The 21,047-nt window shown below is 45.5% G+C and carries 16 protein-coding genes; 4 read left to right on the top strand and 12 right to left on the bottom strand.

Annotation, left to right across the window (positions count from 1 at the left end; all coding sequences use genetic code 11):
- Positions 1-111: 111 nt before the first annotated feature.
- From QUA34_RS16370 to QUA34_RS16360, 3 genes are all read right to left on the bottom strand, one after another.
- A complete protein-coding gene (locus QUA34_RS16370; RefSeq protein ID WP_333324237.1) occupies positions 112-264 on the bottom strand; it encodes a hypothetical protein in 153 nt (50 codons plus the stop codon).
- A 109-nt stretch (positions 265-373) separates the two neighbouring features.
- The gene (locus tag QUA34_RS16365) at positions 374-802 is read right to left on the bottom strand and encodes an MAPEG family protein (RefSeq protein ID WP_333388252.1); all 429 of its coding nucleotides are present in this window, start codon (positions 800-802) and stop codon (positions 374-376) included.
- Between the two features lie 9 nt (positions 803-811).
- Positions 812-1,192, bottom strand: coding sequence for a DUF6220 domain-containing protein (locus QUA34_RS16360; protein ID WP_333388312.1), 381 nt, complete (start codon positions 1,190-1,192; stop codon positions 812-814).
- Between the two features lie 205 nt (positions 1,193-1,397).
- Between QUA34_RS16360 and QUA34_RS16355 the strand changes: the two genes are divergently transcribed.
- The gene (locus QUA34_RS16355) at positions 1,398-2,144 is read left to right on the top strand and encodes a LuxR C-terminal-related transcriptional regulator (RefSeq protein WP_333388249.1); all 747 of its coding nucleotides are present in this window, start codon (positions 1,398-1,400) and stop codon (positions 2,142-2,144) included.
- Between the two features lie 148 nt (positions 2,145-2,292).
- Here the strand turns inward: QUA34_RS16355 and QUA34_RS16350 are convergent, their stop codons facing one another.
- Both QUA34_RS16350 and QUA34_RS16345 read right to left on the bottom strand, forming a co-directional pair.
- Positions 2,293-2,484 (bottom strand): hypothetical protein, encoded by a 192-nt coding sequence (locus QUA34_RS16350; protein WP_333080367.1) that lies wholly within the window; start codon positions 2,482-2,484, stop codon positions 2,293-2,295.
- Positions 2,485-3,169: 685 nt separating this feature from the next.
- Positions 3,170-3,442, bottom strand: a complete 273-nt coding sequence (locus QUA34_RS16345) for a hypothetical protein (protein WP_333169259.1) — start codon at positions 3,440-3,442, stop codon at positions 3,170-3,172.
- A 782-nt stretch (positions 3,443-4,224) separates the two neighbouring features.
- On the opposite strand from QUA34_RS16345, the gene QUA34_RS16340 reads away from it, so the two are divergent.
- A complete protein-coding gene (locus QUA34_RS16340) occupies positions 4,225-9,909 on the top strand; it encodes an AAA family ATPase (protein WP_333388245.1) in 5,685 nt (1,894 codons plus the stop codon).
- A 411-nt stretch (positions 9,910-10,320) separates the two neighbouring features.
- Here the strand turns inward: QUA34_RS16340 and QUA34_RS16335 are convergent, their stop codons facing one another.
- The 7 genes from QUA34_RS16335 to QUA34_RS16305 form a co-directional block, all read right to left on the bottom strand.
- A complete protein-coding gene (locus QUA34_RS16335) occupies positions 10,321-11,100 on the bottom strand; it encodes a class I SAM-dependent methyltransferase (protein WP_333388242.1) in 780 nt (259 codons plus the stop codon).
- A gap of 135 nt (positions 11,101-11,235) precedes the next feature.
- Positions 11,236-11,430 carry a hypothetical protein gene (locus tag QUA34_RS16330; protein ID WP_333388239.1) on the bottom strand — a complete coding sequence of 65 codons (195 nt, stop codon included), beginning with the start codon at positions 11,428-11,430 and terminating at the stop codon, positions 11,236-11,238.
- Positions 11,431-11,526: 96 nt separating this feature from the next.
- A complete protein-coding gene (locus QUA34_RS16325; RefSeq protein ID WP_333388236.1) occupies positions 11,527-12,489 on the bottom strand; it encodes a restriction endonuclease in 963 nt (320 codons plus the stop codon).
- Between the two features lie 154 nt (positions 12,490-12,643).
- Complete coding sequence (locus QUA34_RS16320) at positions 12,644-14,230, bottom strand: NAD(P)H-quinone oxidoreductase subunit 4 (protein ID WP_445242824.1); 1,587 nt, start codon at positions 14,228-14,230, stop codon at positions 12,644-12,646.
- A gap of 448 nt (positions 14,231-14,678) precedes the next feature.
- Positions 14,679-16,724, bottom strand: coding sequence for an NAD(P)H-quinone oxidoreductase subunit 5 (locus QUA34_RS16315; protein WP_333388309.1), 2,046 nt, complete (start codon positions 16,722-16,724; stop codon positions 14,679-14,681).
- Positions 16,725-17,087: 363 nt separating this feature from the next.
- On the bottom strand, positions 17,088-17,465 hold the full coding sequence (locus QUA34_RS16310) for a thioredoxin family protein (protein WP_333262789.1): 378 nt from the start codon (positions 17,463-17,465) through the stop codon (positions 17,088-17,090).
- Between the two features lie 45 nt (positions 17,466-17,510).
- Positions 17,511-18,224, bottom strand: coding sequence for an NnrU family protein (locus QUA34_RS16305; RefSeq protein WP_333388233.1), 714 nt, complete (start codon positions 18,222-18,224; stop codon positions 17,511-17,513).
- A gap of 236 nt (positions 18,225-18,460) precedes the next feature.
- Here QUA34_RS16305 and QUA34_RS16300 point away from each other — a divergent pair, with 236 nt between their 5' ends.
- Both QUA34_RS16300 and QUA34_RS16295 read left to right on the top strand, forming a co-directional pair.
- The gene (locus QUA34_RS16300) at positions 18,461-19,465 is read left to right on the top strand and encodes a LysR family transcriptional regulator (RefSeq protein ID WP_333388230.1); all 1,005 of its coding nucleotides are present in this window, start codon (positions 18,461-18,463) and stop codon (positions 19,463-19,465) included.
- 125 nt (positions 19,466-19,590) lie between these two features.
- Positions 19,591-21,039: a serine/threonine-protein kinase gene (locus QUA34_RS16295; protein ID WP_333388228.1), complete on the top strand. Its 1,449-nt coding sequence runs from the start codon at positions 19,591-19,593 to the stop codon at positions 21,037-21,039.
- Positions 21,040-21,047: the final 8 nt, after the last annotated feature.

Here is a 21,047-nt window from a genome sequence, read left to right as displayed (position 1 = left end):
GAATTATCTATTAAATGTTAGGAATCCGGCATCGAGATATTTAAACCTAAAGCCCGATCGCACTTTTGGCATGGATATTTCCGTGAGATCCAGACACCTGCCACATTCCGTTTAATACGCGGTTAAATTGGGAGTAAACTGCGATCGGCTGATATATGTAAACTTATCATAATTGGGGGAATCAATAATCTGTTCACAGATGCCAGTATGGTACAAATCGGCGATCGCCCAAACCAAAAAGCGATCGTACTCTCCGTATAACAATAAGACTAGAAACTCATAGAGCGATCCTCTTCGTTGGCGTAGCCCCCGTAGGGGCGGGCTTCGCTAACGCACCGAATTGAAGGGCGATCGCTCTACAGTAATAGCGTACCTACGTGCCAAAGTGGATAATGGCTGCGCGGATAGCGATGAACCACACCGCGAGCGTGGCAAATAGGTAAAGATAGAACCGAAGTATGATGAGATTGAATGTGCAATGGACAGCACTATGCAATGTGCGAAACACAACGAAGACCCACGCGGCGTTTACATACACTGTATCCACCTGCTTTGTGATGAAGAGGTATAGGACAAGCGCATAGAAAAGTACCGGAATCTCGAACAGGTTTTTTAGGTTATCCGATGGATTGGATACGCTTGGTGGCGAGATTTGTGCCAGTGCGGTCGGTACAGCAAAATCCTTTTGACTGAGCTTTCTACTGGTGATAAAACTGATACGGCGGATGTACATATACACCCAAACTATGAGTGTTAGAAACACTGTGGCAAAGAAGGGAGTGAAGATTGCATCTTGCGTCATTTATACCTCTCAAATTTGATTATGTTGATAGTTGCTAGATGATAAAGTTGACGATATGCGATGTACAAGGCTTGAAGAAACATAGAGTAACGTAAATCCAATTAGAGGATGGAGTATCTCTAGGTGAAGAGGACTTTTGAGATGAATGCTGCCAAATTGTAGTCCAAGTAGCACTGGCAAACTTGCGGCGAGATGTCGTATTCTGCGTGAGAATGGAGCGATAAACGACCATCCCAGTAATACTAATGACAATCCACCATACCCTCGCACTAGCCAAACATGAATATTCCACCATGCAGGATTATTGAAGTAGGCAACTCCCACCGTCAATAACTGAGCAATTAAGCAGACATTAAAGACTATTGAAGTCGCATAAAAGCCGATCGGCATCCAAGGTGTAGGAGTGCGATCGATTTCCAAATCTGTTGTCATGTCAATTTGCTTTTGAGACTATAACGGTAATATAATTCGAGTATTGCAATGCTTCTAGACCTCGATCGGGTACTCTTGTTGAAAATCAAGCAATTTGGTTACAAGCCCCCAGATTCATCCGTGGGGTCAATTCTAAAATCTAAAATCGGTTGACACCATGAGCATGACAAGTCCCTTGCAGCTTTTATTTGAAGCGATCGACCAGGTAAAGGACGAACAAGATTTGCGATCGCAAATCGTGCCCAAAATCGGTGAGTATTTTGCAGCTAAACGATCTGGAATCTTTTTCTTCGATCGACTTCCTTTAGCAGATAGCAATTTTCAGAAAACATTGAAAGTTGCGCTATCGATCGAACATAATCCTGTTGCACGTTATTTAGTGGAGCGCCATGCTGCTGTCCATGAAGCATTAGTGACATCATCACCCAAGGTTTGGACAATAATTTGTCCCCGCCCCGATCATTGGCACGTGATGGCGGGGCCGATCGTCAGCGGTGGTCAATTAGTGGGTGTAGTGGGTTATACGCGCGAACAGTCAATGCCCGCCTTTGATACACAAAATCTAGCGGATTTGAGTGCGATCTGTTTGCATTTGTCTGTTTGGGCTGCAACAGTGCGCGCGGCGAAGCTATCCAGTAGGGAATCGCAACACCAACCTTTCAAGAGCTCACGCCTAACGCCTCGTGAATTGCAAATTGCCGAATTGGTTGCTTTGGGGCGAACCAACGCAGAAATCGGGAGGGAACTTTGGATTACTGAAAATTCAGTGAAGCAAGCTTTGAAGCGAATGTTCCGTAAGCTTGAGGTTTCGTCTCGTGCACAAATGGTTGCACAGCTTTCGGCGACCAAATATAATTTGCCAAGTGTAAAAATCTCTCCATCCAACTTGATGCAGAACACCCACCAATAAACTTAATGCTAGAAACTCAGAGAGCGATCCTCTTCGAGGGCTTCGCTAACGCATTGAATTAAAGAGCGATCGACCGCAGTAATTTTGAAGTATGGGGTATTGCGATCGAGTGTGGGAAACTAATATTCATCAAATGAATGATTACATATTAATTTGTAGTTTTGGGCAACAATTGATTTAGCGCACCGCACAAGTATCGCTTCACGGTATCCCTACTTGCGCCCACGCCGCTGGGAATGGTAAAGATCATCTCGACAGTTAATAGATTTCCGTCGGCTGAGGCAAAAACATCGATCGGCAAAGCACGCTGAAATGCTGTTGCGGGATTTTCGGCTTTCATGACACCTGTGCTCACATCGGTGCTGATCGTTCTGATGCTCTCGCGGGCTAAAATGGGTCGTAATTGGGAAAATGCTCTCTCTATCGATAACCCCTCAACCTGAACACGTGCAGAAAAGGCGGCACCATTCAAAAAGTCCCCCTTTTTTTGAAAGCTTTCCTCGCAGGTGGTGGCAACAGCGGGGGTGGCTAAACATATGAGAGCTAGAGTCAAGACAAGCGATCGCATATTAGCTTAGTTAGAAGAATGAAACAATCATCAAGATCATGATGCACCATCATAGGATTATTTGGCAAGTGATGCAAATGCCTTCAATGGTTTTTAGCATGAGTTGCAGTCCGGTTAATATTCGCTGCTATTCTAGCAACTACAGCAACTAGAAGAATTAAGGGTAAAGACTAAAAGGGCGATCGTACTGAATAGAAGGTCGATTTAATCCTGGATTCTCATCTTCCAACAACATTTCACTCGCTTCACGTAAGTTCGCTTGTATGTCGTCTAAAGTTTCTCCTTGAGAATGCGCTCTCTTAGAAACCGGGAACATAGACTACATATAAATTCGTGTTAGGGTCTTTCGGAACCACCGCAGTCAACGTCCTCATAAATTTCAACTCAAACAGCTTGACTTTCAAGCAAAATCCAATAAAATTAAGTTTAGCATATCTATCACATACAATACGTGAAATCACTTAGAAACAAGCTCAATAACACTACCTAGAGATGCAGCCAGTTTATATCCAATACCGATACCCAATAGCCTAGCATTTTGATGTTTCGCACTCAGGTCATCAGCAGCATATAAACCATTTTCATCAACTTTATAGTCGCCTGTTTCTATATCCATGATGACGAGCTTGCTAACATTCTCTTCTAAGTCAATTTTGGGGGGGATGCTGATCTCATACAAATGTTTGGCACGAGGCGGGACTTCTTCACGACTCCAAAGGAGGGTTTGCATACATTCCCCCTTTTTTGTAACTTTTTATCCTATTACTGACGTGGGCTGTATTACGCGAATTCACCATGTTTCTGGAGCGAGTTCTTGGGTTTTACCTGCGTGATACTCAGTCCGTGGCGCTGCAAGTTTGGCAACAGCGTCGGGAGAACGAGTATTTGCTGGTTCCGATCTGGGATCATCTTTAACTTATTCCATAATCTCATCTTGCTCACTTACAGACTAGGTGTTCAACTTAGCGATGATCGCGCGCTCAAGTAACTCAGTTTTGGCTAGCACACTCTTACAATATACCTGTTAAAAAAGTAGGCAAGGCGATCGCGACTTGTACCCTGTTAAGAGCAACGATCGCGCCCGGTCGAAGTGCTGCAAACATTTTGTAGTAGGATGTATAATCCTAAGTGATCATAATTTAGGCACAGCCACATAATGAGCTACTGGGATGTAAAAAACCTGAGCTATGAAAACTTTAAGCGTCTGTGCGGAGTACGTCCAGAGACATTTAAACAGACGTGGAGTTAGTGCGATCACCTAATTTATCTGGAGGCCCTTGTTCCAGCGCCAATTCTTGGTTTTCCAACTCCAGCACAGGTATTATACTTATAGTTAAAGATTAAGCCATCATGCACTTTAGCATTGAAGGAATAGACAAAATATTGGCACTTATTAACAAGCTGAGGCCCGGCTAGTTGAAATTTTTCCCAACAGGCGATCGAACATCGCTGTCTCAGGTTCCCATCCATCAATTCCACACCCGAATAATCGTACTCATCGAAAAAACGAATATGAAAACCACGCTGCCCGGTTACAAACTCTTATCGTTGCCGCTTCATGAAGGTGTCAATACAGTTATTTATCGCGGCGTTAGGGAGTCCGAGCCAACTCCGGTTATAGTAAAAACCCTTAAAGCTGAGTATCCCACAATAGAAGAAATCGCACGATTGAGGCATGAATATAAAATTCTCAAAACTCTCGACATAGCCGGAATTATCAAAGCTTACTCTTTAGAAAAGCATAATAACGGTCTGGCGCTGATATTAGAAGATTTTGGCGGAGACTCCCTGAAAAACCTAATCACAGCTAAACAACTTGAAATCAGCAAATTTCTGATTCGGGCAATTCATCTAGCAGAAACCCTAGCTCAACTGCATGAAAATAAGATTATTCATAAAGATATTAAACCGCAAAATATTATTGTCAACCCCAAAACCAGTCAAATCAAAATCATCGATTTTAGCATTGCCACGCACCTAGAGCGAGAAAACCAGACCCTCAGCAATCCCAACTTGCTAGAAGGTACCCTTGCCTATATGTCCCCAGAACAAACCGGGCGAATGAATCGCTCAATGGACTACCGTACCGACTTTTACTCATTAGGTGTCACCTTTTACGAAATGCTAACTGGAAAGCGGCCACATCAAGCCACCGACATCCTGGAATTAATTCACTGCCATATCGCTAAAACACCCGTGCCACCCCATCAGCAAATCGGTGAGATTCCCCAAGCAATTTCTGACATTGTAATGAAATTATTAGCTAAAACTGCTGAAGACAGATACCAAAGCGCTAGGGGACTAAAAGCTGACCTAGAAATATGCCGTCATCAACTCCAAACCCATGGGAAAATTGACAAGTTTCCAATCGGTAAGAGGGATAAATGTGGACAATTTATCATCCCGCAAAAGCTCTATGGTCGTGAGCAAGAAGTAGCCACTTTGATGGCAGCCTTTGAGCGAGTCTCCGGCGGTACCAGCGAAATGATGCTAGTCAGCGGTTACTCAGGGATTGGCAAATCTTGCTTAGTAAATGAAGTTCAAAAACCGATTGTCAGGCAGCGCGGGTATTTTATCTCCGGTAAATTTGACCAATTAAAACGAAATATTCCTTATGCTTCTTTGATTCAAGCCTTTCAGGGTTTGATGCGGCATCTCTTAACAGAAAGTTCGGAAAAACTAGCGATTTGGAAAGAACAACTTTTAGAAGCTTTAGGCTCAAATGGCCAAGTCATAGTAGATGTCATTCCCGAAGTCGAACTGATTGTCGGGCCTCAAGGAGGGGTTCCGCAATTGGGGCCATTTGAATCCCAGCATCGCTTTAACCGGGTATTTAAAGAATTCATTCATGTATTTACTAAACCCTCACACCCGCTCGTCGTCTTTTTGGATGACTTACAGTGGGCAGATTCGGCATCACTCAAGTTGATTCATCTGCTTATTTGTGACCCGGACAGCCAATATTTACTGCTGATGGGAGCCTATCGAGATAACGAAGTGAGTCCGACGCATCCGTTGATGGTGACGTTGGATGAGATTCAAAAGAATGGGGCGGTTGTAAATAATATCACCCTCCGTCCTTTGGATATTGGGAACGTCAGCTTGCTGGTAGCGGATACCCTGAATGAGTCTTCTGTTCCGAGACACCGGGTTTCTGAATTGTCTGAGCTACTTTTCAATAAAACCCAGGGCAATCCTTTCTTCTTGACTCAGATGTTCGCTACTCTGCATCAAGAAAAGCTATTGACCTTTGAATTCAGTGCTGGGTGCTGGCAGTGGTCATTGAACCAAATTCAAGCAGTAGGCATCACAGATTATAATGTCGTCGAACTGATTGCCAGAAATATTCAAAAACTCTCGGAGGAGACGCAGGATGTCTTAAAGTTAGCCGCCTGTATTGGAGACAAATTTAATTTAGACGTTCTGGCTATTGTCAATGAAAAATCTCACTCGGAAACGGCGGCGGATTTGTGGGAATCTCTTCAGGCTGGCTTGGTTTTGCCCCTCAGCGAAGCCTACAAAATCCCTCTCGTTTTTACCTCCGATGAAATGAGCAGGGAAGTAAAGGATAAAATAGTTCCAGATTGTCCTCTGCTATCATGCTCACCTACCCCTTTTTCTTACAGCCATCACGCGCCTATCGCTTACAAATTTCTCCATGACCGGGTGCAGCAAGCGGCGTATTCTCTTATTCCCGAATCTCAGAAACAACAGACCCACTTGAAAATTGGTGAACTGTTACTGGAGCATACTCCTGCAGAGGAGATTGAAGAAAATATCTTTGAGATTGTCAATCAGTTAAATGTTGGGGCTGACTGCATCACGGATCAGGTAGAAAAAGATCGTCTAGCCCGATTAAATTTGATAGCCGGCAAAAAAGCTAAGGCAGCAACAGCTTATGAAACTGCCGCCAGACAACTACGGGTGGGGCTAGAACTCCTCAGAGAAGATAGCTGGGAAACTCAGTATGACCTGACGTTCCCTCTGTATGCGGAAGCGGCGGCGGTGGAATTTCTAAACATCAACTTCGAGCGAGCAAAAATCCTTTCTGAGGAGGCTCTTAAACACGCGAAAACTCTGCTCGAAAAAGTCAAAGTTTATGAAATCCAAATGCAGTTTTATTCCCAGCAAAACCAGATACAAGTCGCGTTTGATATTGGGCTGCAAGTTCTGGGGATGCTGGGTGTCTCTCTTTGTTCGGAACCTCCACAAGAAATGAATACTGAGGCGTTAGCTAATCTGCCAGAAATGACTGATATCAATAAGCTAGTGGCGATGGGGATATTATTGAAATCTGCTCCTCTTTCTTATCATGTGGCTCCTGCCTTATTTCCCCAATTTGCATTTACAATGATTGATCTGTGTATCCAATATGGTAATTCGCCCCAGGCCACTGCTGGGTATGCGGTTTATGGCCTACTTCTATGCGGGCCATTCGGTGAAATAGATGCGGGATATAGATTTGGACAACTAGCCTTAAATTTGTTGGATCGCTTTGATGCCAAAGAACTAAAATCTTACGTATATGTAGTTTTTAATGCTCATATTAGACACTGGAAAGAGCATGGCAAGGAAAGTTTAGCGCCAATGATAGAGGGAATTAAAAGCGGTCTGGAGACTGGAGATTTAGAAGATGTGGGTTATAATTCTATCTACTATTGCGATCATATATTTTTTACAGGTCAACCGCTGGAATTAGTTGCTCAGAAGCAGGCGCAATATCTTGATTTACTGCTGAAACTTAAACAAGATTCGCATATTCCTTACTTAAAGACGTGGAGAGTAATGGTATTACAATTACTCGCCGCATCTGAAGAGGAATATATGCTCAAGGGCGAATTGTTGAATGAAGAAGAACTCCTCCACCAGTCAATTGCCGATAATAAACATATGTTTATTTTTTTGGCTCACCTGACAAAATTGATTCGACTTTATTTGTTTAAAGATTACGCTCAGTCAGTCAAGAGCGCCCGCTCAGCAGAAAAATACAAAGATGGTGTGCCCGGTCTGATGAGTGGTGCGGAATACAATTTCTACTATTCTCTGGCTCTCCTTGCTCAATATCCCCAAGTTTCCAGCAGTGAACAAAAAGAATCCTTGAAGCAAGTGGCTAAAAATCAGAACAAAATGCAGCAATGGGCTATACATGGGCCGATAAATTATCAACACAAGTACGAGTTAGTGGAGGCAGAAAAAGCACGAATTTTGGGAAAAATTGGCAAAGCGATGGAGTATTATGACGCTAGCATTCAAGGAGCCAGAGAACAGGGATACATTCAGGAAGAAGCCCTAGCTAATGAACGGGCCGCCGAGTTTTATTTCTCTCGCGGGCGGGAGAAGATAGCGGAGATTTATTTGACGGATGCTTACTATGGATATATTCGCTGGGGAGCGAAAGCAAAAGTGCAATATTTATCAGAAGAATATCCTGAATTTTTCTCGCGAATACTGACCAAAGAAACTCCCAGCTTCGACGTATCACGGACGACCAGCTCGACGACTACGGGGAGTTTTGCAGCACTGGATTTCGCCTCTGTGATGAAATCTTCTCAAGCTATTTCTGGCGAAATTGTTCTGGAAAGTCTGCTTTCTAAGTTATTGAAAATTGCAATTGAGAATGCTGGGGCTGAAAAAAGTTACTTAATTTTAGAGAAAAATGGTCAACTGGTGGTAGAAGGGACGGCAAGCATAGATAATAATGAGGTATTATTGCTGCAATCCACACCAATAGAAACGAGTCAAAAATTGCCGTTTTCTCTCCTCACTTATGTGGCTAGAACTCAGAAAGATGTGGTATTAAATGATGCAAGTCAGGAGGGACTTTTTACCAGGGATAGCTATATTCTTAACGCCCAACCCAAGTCAGTTTTATGTATGCCGGTCGTCCATAAAGGAAAGCTTATTGGTCTGCTTTACTTGGAAAATAATCTGACAAGGAGCGCGTTTACTCCCGATCGCCTGGAAGTTTTAACCGTGCTCTGTTCTCAAGCGGCGATTTCCCTGGAAAATGCTCGACTCTATGCCAATTTGTCTGAGGCGACTGACAACCTGAAACAAGCCAATGAGCAATTAGAAGATTACAGCCGGACTTTAGAACATAAAGTGGAAGAGAGGACGCAGGAATTAAAGGAAAAAAATCGGCTCCTGAGCCAGGAAATTCGCGATCGCGTGCAGATAGAGCAAGCTCTGCGACTATCAGAAGCGCAATTAAAAAAACAAGCCGAACAACTAGAGCTTTCTTTCCAAGAACTCAAGCGCACCCAGACCCAGCTAATTCAGACTGAGAAAATGTCCTCACTGGGACAGATGGTGGCCGGGGTGGCCCACGAAATCAATAACCCGATTAACTTCATATATGGCAACCTGAGTCACGTCAGGACTTACTGTGAAGACATACTAGGACTGGTGAAACTCTATCAAGAACAATACCCCCATCCCACAGCAGCGATTGTTGAGGATATTGAGGCAATAGAATTAGATTTCTTGATGGAAGACTTACCCAAAGTGCTGGATTCGATGAAGGTGGGGGCAGACAGAATTCGCGAAATTGTCCTCTCCCTGCGAAACTTCTCGCGACTGGATGAAGCGGAAATGAAACAGGTCGATATCCATGAGGGCATCGATAACACCCTACTGATTTTGCAGCACAGACTGCAAGCTAAACTAGACCAGCCTGCTATTCAAATCATTAAAGAGTACGGCCCGCTGCCGCTGGTGGAGTGCTATGCGGGCCAACTGAACCAGGTGTTTGTAAATTTACTGGCGAATGCGATTGACACTCTCAATGACCAAAGGGGGCCGCGCACGATCGCAATTCGCACTTCAGTGGGGTATGGGGAAGAAGAAAAATCCCCGATTTCCAATCCCGCCCTTGCGGAAAGCTCTACAGTTTCTTCGGCTGAGGTGGATTCCCCCAACCTCGGCCCGACCCGCAAAGCTCCGCAATTTGTTGTGATTCGCATTTGCGACAATGGCCCCGGTATCACAGAGGAAGTGAACCGGCGGCTGTTCGACCCGTTCTTCACGACGAAACCTGTAGGGAAGGGCACCGGTCTGGGGCTGTCAATCAGCTACCAGATTGTGGTAGAAAAACATCGCGGACAGTTGAAGTGTGTTTCTCATCCCGGTGAGGGGGCAGAGTTCATCATTCAGATTCCTATTCGACAGGAGTATCAAAAATTGGCTTTGCAAAGCTAAACCTGATGAGTAGTTGTTATTGCTATTTCCAGTAGTCCTAAACAGACAATGATCACTTCTAGTGATGAATAGAAATCTTGAAAAAGTCTGGGCGCAATTCCTTCTCAGCGCCTCTAATTCTATTCATCTTTATGAATATTTTAAAGGGGAGTCAGGTCATAATTATAAATTATAGCTATCAGTTACACTGTAAATATGATACCTCACTTACTCCGGGCGATCGCCCTTAACAAAGAGCGCACTCTCCGTATAACAACAATAAGGCTAGAAACTAAAAGAGCCAGCGCAATACCGAATGGAAGGGGGATCAACCAAATGGTAATTTTAAAGTATTGGGTATTGCGATCGCTCTTCGGCGCTACTCGGTTCTGAGGCTTCCAGAAAACTTTGCAACCTGACACTGGGTTTTGGTCAGTCCACTTCACTAGATTTTTCAGCGACTGTTGATAACTTCACTTCTAGCGAGCGTGGTGTTCGCCTAGCATACCAGGCATGAATCAGAAGGGTTTGTAAGAACAATACAGGTGTATCAAAGCCGCTGGATGCAATTATTGATTCGACTTCAAGTGGCGGTAGCACAGCAGTATTTCGGCCATAAGAAGCACGAAACTTTTCAATCTCCTCAGCAGGCACTTCGGAATACCTCAGCATTCGCACCCAAACCTCGGAAAGGCTTTGGTACGCTGAAGTAGACATATCGGAAGCTAGATCGGCACTGACCAAATATCCGTTAGGGCAAAGTCGTGAAGCAATTTGACTAAACAAGTTGCGCCGCTGATCTTGTTGCATAAAGAAGTGAGAAACCAGAAGGCAAGTCGCCGCATCGAAAGAGTGCGATGCGGGCAGTGAATCGAGATAGCCTTCGTGAAAAGTGCAACGTGACGCGATACCACACTCTTCGGCGCGTTGGCGACAGATGTCAAGCATCGGTGCCACAGGCTCTACCGCAGTAAATTGCCACTGTGGAAATGCTTGAGCCAGATAAATCAATTCCAAGCCTGTTCCCGCACCGACACACAGAATCCGTGCATCGGTAGGAAGTTCAGAAAGTACAAAGCGGATCAGTAAATGAAGTGCGTCGCGCATCGGAGCCAATTTAGCGAATCTTTTGTCGTAGGAAGAAGCGCGTTCTCGATCGAAAACAATAGGTGACTCTTGATTTTGCATTCTGGAAAGCCAATAAGCTTGCAATCTGTATTTTAATAGCTATGTGAATTGGATTTTAGCGCCTCGCTTCAAAACTTACTGGGTTCCGGCAAAACAAAAGTAATAAGAATCCTAAAAGCTCGATCGCCCTAAAAAAAAATAGAAAACCCCAAAACCCGTTTAATCATCGATGTTTTGGGGTTTTCTTCCTCCCATCCGGTTCAAATTACAACTTGCGAGGGTGCGATCGCCCTTGACAAAAATCGCACTCTTCGCATAACAATAACCCGAGAAACTAAGAGAGCGATCGTAGCGAATTGAATGGCGATCGACCCACGGGTAATTTTGAAGTATTGGGGTTTGCGATCGAAGCATGATGAATTAATGAAAATTCTCAACTCCACCTTCAACGACCTCGATACAGTCGGCTTACAATGGGCTTGTTATATCAAGTCCGAGCAATTGCATAATTTAATTGAACTCACAAGTTATTTGATTTCCCAGATTCAGCGTTTCATCAACTTTTTCTTTCAGCTTAGTAAAGTTCATAGAGCATTTTTTATTTCGATTAATTAACTTTATTTGTTCGGATTCGGCCGTTTGTTGACTAGCCATTGTATCAAAGTGCAACCCACCATATTTGGGTTTTGACTCAAAAGGTTGAATTGGAGATTTCAAGGCAAATAGACTTTTGCATCTACTCTCAATATCATCCAATTGGTGGTAAAATTTTTGAATTTTTGGCATTAACTCTCTACTACTTCTCGCAAGAAGTAAACGGGACGAGATATCTCGCCATACGCCGCGATTTTGACTAAAGCATGATTGCCATTTTTCCGATAAATCATATTGATTTTGATTGAGAAGTTCCTGAAGTAAGTTGCAGTCTTGCTGTATTTCAAAGCTCAAAAGACAATGAATAGATGCAACCTGCTCACTTATAGATTTCTCTTGATTGCTAAATATCTGTTCCCACTCAGAATAAAGCTTCTTGAGTAAATCACGATTATTGGTATCTGCCAAGTCATTGCATATATCTTCCCAAAACACTATATAGACAAGGAACTTATTTTCTAATCGACGCTCTTCATTTAAAGACCAGACAAAATCTTGAAGCTTTGTATCTCTTGATTCCGTAGTTGCAATAATGTACTCATTGAGTGGAGATGAAAAGCCTTCTGCTTTGACAATCTCTTCCTTGATTATTTCCTTGTTTAGCTTGTTATCCTTATATCGTTTACACTGAACACCTATATAGTTGCCGGAACTGTTTTCCTGACCATAAATATCAATACCATTTTGTGGCTGTCCACTTCTGCCATATTTCTGTGCATGATTGTCGTGCCATTTTCGTTTATAAATTTCCCATGTAATATCCTCAAATTCATCCCAAGATTTAGGTTTTGGTAAATCACTTGTGGAAGGTGTCGGCATGGCTGCTAATGTAATGTTTTTAACAGAGACTCCACTAAGATAGCACAAGCACCAAATAATTCAGTTTCGCTCGCCCCAACGAAAAAAAAATAGAAAACCCCCAAACGCTATTTTTACATTAGTTTGGGGGTTTTATTCCTAAATCTCGTTCAAATCACAACTTACTCGGCTCGATCGCAGGTGCTCTCAAAGATACAGTTTTATCCGCAGCAGCCTTAGCCACCAACGAAGGCACAGAATCGCGCAACTTTGCAGTCAACTGAACAGTAGTTGCATCGTAAACCTGAGTCAGCATCTTGGGATACAAACCAATGCCAATAATCGGCACTAATAGAGCCGCAATAATAAACACTTCTCGCGGTTCCGCATCCACCAATTCCTCGTGATCCGACAATTCCTTATTTTCAGGCCCGTAGAAGATTTCACGCAGCATCGACAGCAGGTAAATCGGAGTCAAAATTACCCCGACAGCAGCTAGAAATACCACACAAACTTTAAACACAGGATTGTAAGCATCGCTGGTTGCAAAACCTACAAACACCATCAATTCTGCTACAAAACCGCTCATTCCCGGCAAAGCCAAAGAAGCCATAGAACAAGCAGTCCACATCGCAAAAACCTTACGCATTTTCTGTCCTACACCGCCCATTTCGTCGAGCATGAGGGTGTGAGTGCGATCGTAAGTGCAACCCACCATAAAGAACAAACTCGCCCCGATTAAACCGTGGGAAACCATTTGCAGCATTGCACCGCTAATTCCCAAATCGGTAAACGAAGCTATCCCGATTAACACAAACCCCATGTGCGAAATCGAAGAATAAGCAATTTTCCGCTTCAGATTGCGCTGAGCAAAAGAAGTTAAGGCGGCGTAAACAATGTTAACCACACCCAAAATTACCAAGATGGGTGCGAAGACAGCGTGAGCATCCGGGAGCATTCCCGCATTCATCCGCAGTAAAGCGTAACCGCCCATTTTTAGCAGAATTCCTGCTAACAACATGTGGGCGGGTGCGGTTGCTTCGCCGTGAGCGTCAGGGAGCCAAGTGTGCAGCGGAAAAATTGGCAGTTTGACGCCGTAAGCTATTAAGAAACCTGTATACAGGAGCAATTCTACAGTGGGGGCGTAATCTTTAGCTGCGATCGCCCGCATATCGAAAGTCACCGTATCGCCGTAAAACGCCATCGTCAGCGCGCCCAGCAAAATAAATAGCGAACCGCCTGCGGTGTATAGGATAAACTTAGTTGCTGCGTAGAGGCGCTTCTTGCCGCCCCAGATTGACAAAATCAGGTAAATCGGGACTAATTCCAGTTCCCAAACTAGGAAAAACAGCAACATATCCTGCACGGCAAAAACTGCGATTTGGCCGCCGTACATTGTCAGCATCAAAAAGTAAAAAAGCTTCGGTTTAAATGTGACCGGCCAAGCCGCTAAAGTAGCCAGAGTAGTAATAAAACCAGTCAGCAAAATCAGCGGCATCGATAAACCGTCAGCACCCACAGACCAGTTCAAATCGAGTTGCTGCACCCAAGTATAGCTTTCTACCAGTTGCAAATCTGGATTGCTGAAGTCGTACTGAGTGTAAAAAGCGTAAACAAGTAGGGCAAAATCGATCAAACCCACAATTAGGGCATACCACCGCACCGTCTTGCCATCCTTATCGGGAATTAAAGGAATCAGCAAGGACGCAGCAATGGGAAACAGAATTGTTGTTGTTAACCAGGGAAAGTTAGCTGTATCCATTGCGTTTTAAAATGATCCATCAGTTATTAGGTTTAAACACATTTTGCCAATTTTAGCCTAAATTTTATACTTTCTTTATACGTAACAAATTTTTTTGCTCTTATTTGGACAAATTATCCGATCGCAACAATTAAGTTTAATGAAAGATTTATTTCTATTTGCTAATTGTCAATTGTGAGTTCTTGAGCTAATACCCTTTCTTCAAATATCTCCTAGTGGGGATACGGCAATGCCCAAAGCGTGTAAAATTAACCCTAAAAACTTTTGTATCTTTCGTTGCTCGCCCAGTTCAGATACCCCTAAATCCCCCTTAAGAAGGGGGACTTTGAGAGAATACTCTTGTTCCCCCCTTATCAAGGGGGGTTAGGGGGGATCTAGACTTCGAGACAAACAAGAGATACAGTCGGTTTGACATTAAGTTGACACTAAATGCCGTGTCCCTACCGATTTAACTGACTCCCGAAACGATCGCAAAACCCAGAACTGCGACAAACACAATCAAGGCATAAAATTGAGCGCGACCGCTCTCAAAGTATTTCAAACCTTCGCCGCTAACTAGGGTGATAAACCCTGTTAAGTTGACGACACCATCGACGACTCGCAAATCAACTTCCATGACTTGCCGCGCTAAACGGCGACTGCCTTTGACAAAGAGAAAATCGTTGATATCGTCGAGATACCACTTGTTGAGGGAGAACTCGTAAAGCGGTTTGATTTTTTGGGCGATCGCACTTGCGTCAATTTTACGGCTCAAATACATCAGAGAAGCCAAAGTAATGCCCAGCAAAGCAATACCTACAGAGCTTCCGCCCATGATTAGAAATTCCGTCAAATTGAACTCAGCAGCGTGTTCCAAAACTTCTTCGAGAGACTCGCCCGGAGCGCGAACAAACTGCTCGAAATAATTGGCAAACGGCGTACCGAGAAAACCGATAAACACAGAAGGTACTGCCAGCAACACTAACGGCAGAGCCATTGTCAGAGGAGATTCGTGAGGCAAATGGTCGTGCTCATCGTGACTGTCGTCAGTTGAGGCCAATTCCTTAACGTTCATCGCTCCCGGGCCAAAAACAAGACCGGGTTGCAGGAGTTGCCGCTTGATGGCGCTGTCATTGCCCCGGAATTCGCCCTCAAAGGTGCTGAAATACATCCGGAACATATAAAACGCGGTCATCCCCGCCGTCAACCAGCTAACAGCCCACAAAGCGGGATTTGCTGCGAAGGCGCTGGCGAGGATTTCGTCTTTTGACCAAAAACCAGCAAACGGCGGAATTCCGCAGATTGCCAAATTACCGATTAAAAAGCAAGAAGCGGTAATCGGCATATATTTCCGCAAGCCGCCCATGACTCGCATATCTTGAGCGAGTGCGGGGTTGTGGCCTACAACTGCTTCCATCCCGTGAATGACTGAACCTGAACACAGGAACAGCATTGCTTTGAAATAAGCGTGGGTCATCAAGTGGAAAAGTCCGGCACTGTAAGCGCCGACGCCCATTGCCATCACCATGTAGCCGAGTTGGGAGATGGTGGAGTAGGCGAGGCCTTTTTTGATGTCATTTTGGGTAATCGCGATCGAAGCACCCATAAATGCCGTAAAACACCCGGTGCAGGCGATCAAATTCATGACTGCCGGCAACCCTTCAAACACCGGGTACATCCGAGCGATCAGGAATACGCCAGCGGCTACCATTGTCGCGGCGTGGATCAGAGCAGAAATCGGTGTCGGGCCTTCCATTGCGTCTGGCAGCCAGACGTGGAGGGGGAATTGAGCGGATTTGGCTGCTGGCCCCAAAAATATGAGGACGCCGAAGATTGTCGCCAAAGTTGCGCTGAGGGCGCCGGATTCGACTAAGGAGTGCAGGCGTTCGCCCATCACCTCAAATTCAAAGCTGCCGGTGGCCCAGTAAATGCCGAGGATGCCCAGCAGCAGGCCGAAGTCGCCGACGCGGTTGGTGACAAAAGCTTTTTGGCAAGCGTCAGCAGCGGGTTTGCGATCGTACCAAAATCCGACTAGCAGGTATGAACACATACCTACGAGTTCCCAAAAAATGTAAATCTGAACGATGTTCGGGCTGATTACGAGACCCAACATCGACGCGCTGAAGATGCTCAGGTAGGCGTAAAAGCGCACGTACCCGTCATCGTGAGCCATGTAGCCGTCGGTGTAAATCATCACCAAAAAGGCGACCGTAGTGACGATCGCCAGCATCACCGACGTTAGGGGGTCGATAATATAGCCCATATTCAGCGAGAAGTCGCCAGCAGAAGCCCACTGAATACTGCGGGTGTAGGGTGCGTGGCCCTGTAGTTGACTCCACAGCAATGCGAAGGAGAGTACCATTGACCCGCCGAGTGCGGAGACGATTAATATCGCATTCGCTTGTCGGAGCTTGTTGGTTGCCTGGTTAAAGGTGATTAAGCCTAGACCTACTAGCATTGCGCCTGCCAGTGGCAGGACAGGAATCAGCCAAGCATATTGATAAAGCAGTTCCATGACTGATAGGTAGTTTAAAGTTTCTACTAGATATTGCCAAAACTGTAAACAATTGTGACACACGCCTGCGCCACTGGGCCAAAATACTTGATCCAATTCTTTAAGTATTGCTATATCTGAGTGCAATCGCGAGCGAGACGATCGCACTACTTTTTTCATCGCCAGCGAGACGATCGCACCCTACTCCGAAAATTATTATTCCTGTGGCAAGGGAAACTATAGGACAAATCTCACAGTCCTGTGCGTTCAAGACTGCGAGATTTATTGTGGTGTCCGATGGTTGATGGACAAATGGGGAATGCCTTCTGCTTCCGACATAAAAGCCGAATGCCTTCTAAACAAGAGCCGAATGCCTTGGAACCATTACCGGTTGGCTACTTCCTGAAGTTGCAGCCGTTGAGATGGGGAAGCTACGTGAGCCGCGAGCATCCAGGAATCCAGAGTCCGCCGCAGTTCCTCACGTCCTTGGTAGTCTTCAAATCTAAATCGAACTTTATCGCCCTCAAACAAAATCAGTGTGGGCAGACTTGTCAATCGATAAGTGTGGGCCAACTTAAAACATTGATCGGCATTCACCCCGACCAGCTTGACTTTTTCTGCCCACTGTGCCTCAAAAGTCTTAAGCGTGGGGTCGATCGCGCGGCACAAACCGCACCAAGGAGCCGAAAAGTGAACTAAAACGGGGGTAGAGGCTTGAAATACCTCTTGTGCAAAAGTGCGTTCGCTAACCGACAACACCATGAGCCCTCAAAATTTAATAATTTTTTTTCTATCCTAGGGATCATGCTACCAGTATATGTTCCTAGTGACACGCATCAAAAAAGGATGAATTTCCCAAAGCAAACCAGTAAAAATGACTACACCTACGTAGGAAGGGCGCACAAACTCAAGCAAATCAAGGGTTTGACGCTTTTGCAGGATTGCCAAAAAAGGAATTATTGAGGTTCGAGATTTGATGGTTTCAAAGGATTCTCCAAAACGAGCCTGAAGTCGTCTGTCGCCGTGCCACACTCCGAACAGGTGGTGAAGTACCAAACCGATGGAAGTGACGAGGGTAAAGCTAGTGCCAATCCACAGGGTGTGGGCCACGCACCAAATCAGTTGTCCCACCATTTGCGGGTGACGGGTGATGCGAATGATGCCAGTTTCGTAGAGGTGAACTTGGGGCTTTTGGACGGCGGCAATTTCTAGGAGGTTGAAAGTTGCTGGGTACAGAAACAGAAAGGAAATTGCCGAAAGTATCCAAACTGCGGGTTTAACTCCGGGTAATCCCTGTACTTGCCAAAGCTGTACGCCGTCGTAGCGGTGGTTGAAAAAGTAGACAATCAGAATGACGGCTAGCGGCAAACTGACAAGGGCAAACAAAACCCGGTAAAGTCTCGGCCCGATCAGCTTTTCACCTTTGGGCCGGAGGGCTGCTAAACCGCTGTGGGCGATCGCAAAAACCAGTAACAGGCCCAGAATAACTAAGTGGGAGTCGAGCGCCAAGTCGATCGTCATTGCAAATATTAAGAAAAGTTATTGATTCTCGGCCAATTTGTGTCACAAAGTATCTATGGGAGCATTCAGCGGTTATCAGTCAGTTAACTGTTCACTGTTCGCTGTTGACTGTTGACTGTTCGCTGTTCGCTGTTGACTGTTCGCTGTTGACTGTTCGCTGTTTGCTGTTCGCTGCCTACAGTCAACCGTCAACCGTCAACTGACAACTGACAACTGACAACTGACAATTTAGATATATGTCTGACCTTCCTTTCACTTTAGACCAGTTACGCATTCTCAAGGCGATCGCCTCTGAAGGAAGCTTCAAACGCGCCGCGGACAGCCTCTATGTATCCCAGCCAGCAGTTAGCTTGCAGGTGCAAAACTTAGAGAGACAATTGGACGTGCCGCTGTTTGACCGGGGGGGGCGGCGGGCTCAACTGACCGAAGCCGGACACCTGCTGCTGAGTTACGGCGAGAAAATTTTATCGCTTTGCCAGGAAACTTGTCGAGCTCTGGAAGACTTGCAAAATCTCCAAGGCGGTACTTTGATCGTCGGCGCTTCTCAAACAACCGGAACCTATTTGCTGCCCCGGATGATTGGGATGTTTCGCCAAAAGTACCCGGATGTAGCAGTACAGCTTCACGTTCACTCAACCCGCCGCACGGCGTGGAGTGTGGCAAACGGGCAAATCGATTTGGCAATTGTTGGCGGAGAAATTCCTACCGAACTTGTAGAAGCTTTAGAAATTGTTCCTTACGCTGAGGACGAACTGGCTCTGATTCTTCCTCCGTCTCACCCGATGGTACAACAAGAAACTATCCAAAAAGAAGATCTTTACAAATTGCAGTTTATATCCCTCGATTCGCAGTCTACGATCCGCAAAGTAATCGATCAGGTACTGACTCGTTGCGGCATAGACACGCGCCGCTTGAAAATAGAGATGGAACTAAATTCGATCGAAGCCATTAAAAATGCCGTTCAGTCGGGGCTGGGAGCTGCTTTTGTGTCGGTTTCGGCGATCGAAAAAGAGTTGCTCATGGGCGTCTTGCACAAATCTCAAATGGACGAAGTTTTGGTAACGCGGATTTTGTCGCTGATTTACAACCCCAACCGCTACCGTTCTAAAGCAGCAGAGGCTTTCAGCAATGAAATTTTGCCCCAGTTTGCTACTTATTCGACCATCCCGGAGAAGAAAGAACCCCCGGCCCTCGATTTGGGATTCATAGAAATAGCAACTCCCAACTCTGCGGGAAGTTAATCTCTTGGGTCGCTGGCAGTTAGCAGTTCGCGGTGAGTTGAGAAATTGGAATCTGATTTAACCATCACTTTTTCTTCCCTCTTCCCTCTTCCCTCTTCCCTCTTCCCTCTTCTTAGCAAACCAAAATGGAAGTTTACTGCACCCGCCCGGGCTGCCCGCGCCCTCAAAACTATTTTCCCGACCTCGATGACAGTTCGCTGCTGAAAACCGTGCAGCAAAAGTTTTGCACGACTTGCGGGATGCCCCTAATTTTGGGCGGGCGCTATTTGCCCGTCAGGTTGTTGGGTCAAGGCGGTTTTGGGGCGGCATTTTTGGCGAGAGACCGCTATACTCCGGCGATGCGGCAGTGCGTTGCTAAACTTTTGCAGCCCTCGGTAAGTCTGACTCCGCCCCAACTAAAAATCGCTCAAACTCTGTTTGAACGGGAAGCGGCTGTGCTGGAAGAACTGGGAAACGAACATTCCCAAATTCCAAGTTTGCTGGCTTTTTTTGAGCTGACTGTTACGAGTTTGCAGCCGGGAAAAAACGATCAGTTTTTCTATCTGGTTCAAGAATTTATTGACGGTAAAAATTTGGAGGATGAACTAGCTGTTAAAGGCAGGTTTTCGGAGGCGGAAACGGTGGAGGTGCTGCGGGAAATTTTGAAGGTTCTCGATTTTGTACACTCTCGCGGTTCGATTCACCGAGATATTAAACCTGCTAATATTATGCGGGGTAAAAACGGTCGGCTTTATTTATTAGATTTTGGGGCTGTTAAACAAGTAACACAAAGTGTTGGGAGTGCAAAAGCTTCGACTGGTATTTATTCTTTGGGTTACGCTCCGCCAGAACAGATGAGCGGGCAAGAAGTTTATCCGGCAACGGATTTGTATGCTTTGGCTGTGACTTGTATTACTTTGCTGAGTGGTTTGCAGCCGACGGAGCTTTTTGATAGTTACAGAAACGAATGGAATTGGCAGTCGCGGGTGCAGGTAAGTTCCCGTTTGGCTCACGTTCTCGATCGAATGTTATTATCAGCTCCCAGCCAGCGTTTTCAATCTGCGAGGGAGGTGGAAGCGACTCTGATGTCTGGGCCTCAACAACATTCTCAACCACCTACAGTCGTGGTGGCGCCGCCTCCGATACCTCTTCAACCGACTCTGCCGCCTCCTCCTGTACGGGTTCCTGCAACACATCCTGGAGGGCTACAACCTTCGCAGAGAGCGACTTTTTCGATTTGGGAGGTTTTGTCGGGGGCGGCGTTTACGGGTTTTGAGGCGGGGGTACTGGCGATCGCCCTAACGAGTTTGCTGACCTCTCCAGGCTTGAGTATCGGATTGTTGGGGATGATTGTGGCGGGTTTGATTTACGGGCAGTACCGCAGGGCGATCGAACAAACTGAGATGTTGATTATTGGTGCAGGTACTGTGGCTTTGCTGTGGTTTTTCCCGGTTTTACAGACGGCGGCTGTTGCGATTTATCCGAATTCTCCGCTCACTGGCGTGTTATTTGTGGGATGGTTGGGTGCTTTGGGGGCGATCGCTGGAACAGCTATTTTTCGATTGATCTATAAGTTACTTTCAAACGTTTTTTAATGTAATAG

Origin of the sequence: Microcoleus sp. POL10_C6 (assembly GCF_036701585.1) — a bacterium.
Lineage (GTDB): Bacteria > Cyanobacteriota > Cyanobacteriia > Cyanobacteriales > Microcoleaceae > Microcoleus.
This window is presented reverse-complemented; position numbering and strand designations above follow the sequence as displayed.

Bases quoted from the DNA above. Each gene is read 5' to 3' on its own strand.
- QUA34_RS16340 (WP_333388245.1), top strand. From the start codon at position 4,225: ATGAAAACCACGCTGCCCGGTTACAAACTCTTATCGTTGCCGCTTCAT.
- QUA34_RS16350 (WP_333080367.1), bottom strand. From the start codon at position 2,484: ATGAAAGCCGAAAATCCCGCAACAGCATTTCAGCGTGCTTTGCCGATC.
- QUA34_RS16295 (WP_333388228.1), top strand. From the start codon at position 19,591: ATGGAAGTTTACTGCACCCGCCCGGGCTGCCCGCGCCCTCAAAACTAT.
- QUA34_RS16305 (WP_333388233.1), bottom strand. From the start codon at position 18,224: ATGACGATCGACTTGGCGCTCGACTCCCACTTAGTTATTCTGGGCCTG.
- QUA34_RS16360 (WP_333388312.1), bottom strand. From the start codon at position 1,192: ATGCCGATCGGCTTTTATGCGACTTCAATAGTCTTTAATGTCTGCTTA.
- QUA34_RS16330 (WP_333388239.1), bottom strand. From the start codon at position 11,430: ATGCTTCGATCGCAAACCCCAATACTTCAAAATTACCCGTGGGTCGAT.
- QUA34_RS16300 (WP_333388230.1), top strand. From the start codon at position 18,461: ATGTCTGACCTTCCTTTCACTTTAGACCAGTTACGCATTCTCAAGGCG.
- QUA34_RS16310 (WP_333262789.1), bottom strand. From the start codon at position 17,465: ATGGTGTTGTCGGTTAGCGAACGCACTTTTGCACAAGAGGTATTTCAA.
- QUA34_RS16320 (WP_445242824.1), bottom strand. From the start codon at position 14,230: ATGGATACAGCTAACTTTCCCTGGTTAACAACAACAATTCTGTTTCCC.
- QUA34_RS16325 (WP_333388236.1), bottom strand. From the start codon at position 12,489: ATGCCGACACCTTCCACAAGTGATTTACCAAAACCTAAATCTTGGGAT.
- QUA34_RS16365 (WP_333388252.1), bottom strand. From the start codon at position 802: ATGACGCAAGATGCAATCTTCACTCCCTTCTTTGCCACAGTGTTTCTA.
- QUA34_RS16315 (WP_333388309.1), bottom strand. From the start codon at position 16,724: ATGGAACTGCTTTATCAATATGCTTGGCTGATTCCTGTCCTGCCACTG.
- QUA34_RS16345 (WP_333169259.1), bottom strand. From the start codon at position 3,442: ATGCAAACCCTCCTTTGGAGTCGTGAAGAAGTCCCGCCTCGTGCCAAA.
- QUA34_RS16355 (WP_333388249.1), top strand. From the start codon at position 1,398: ATGACAAGTCCCTTGCAGCTTTTATTTGAAGCGATCGACCAGGTAAAG.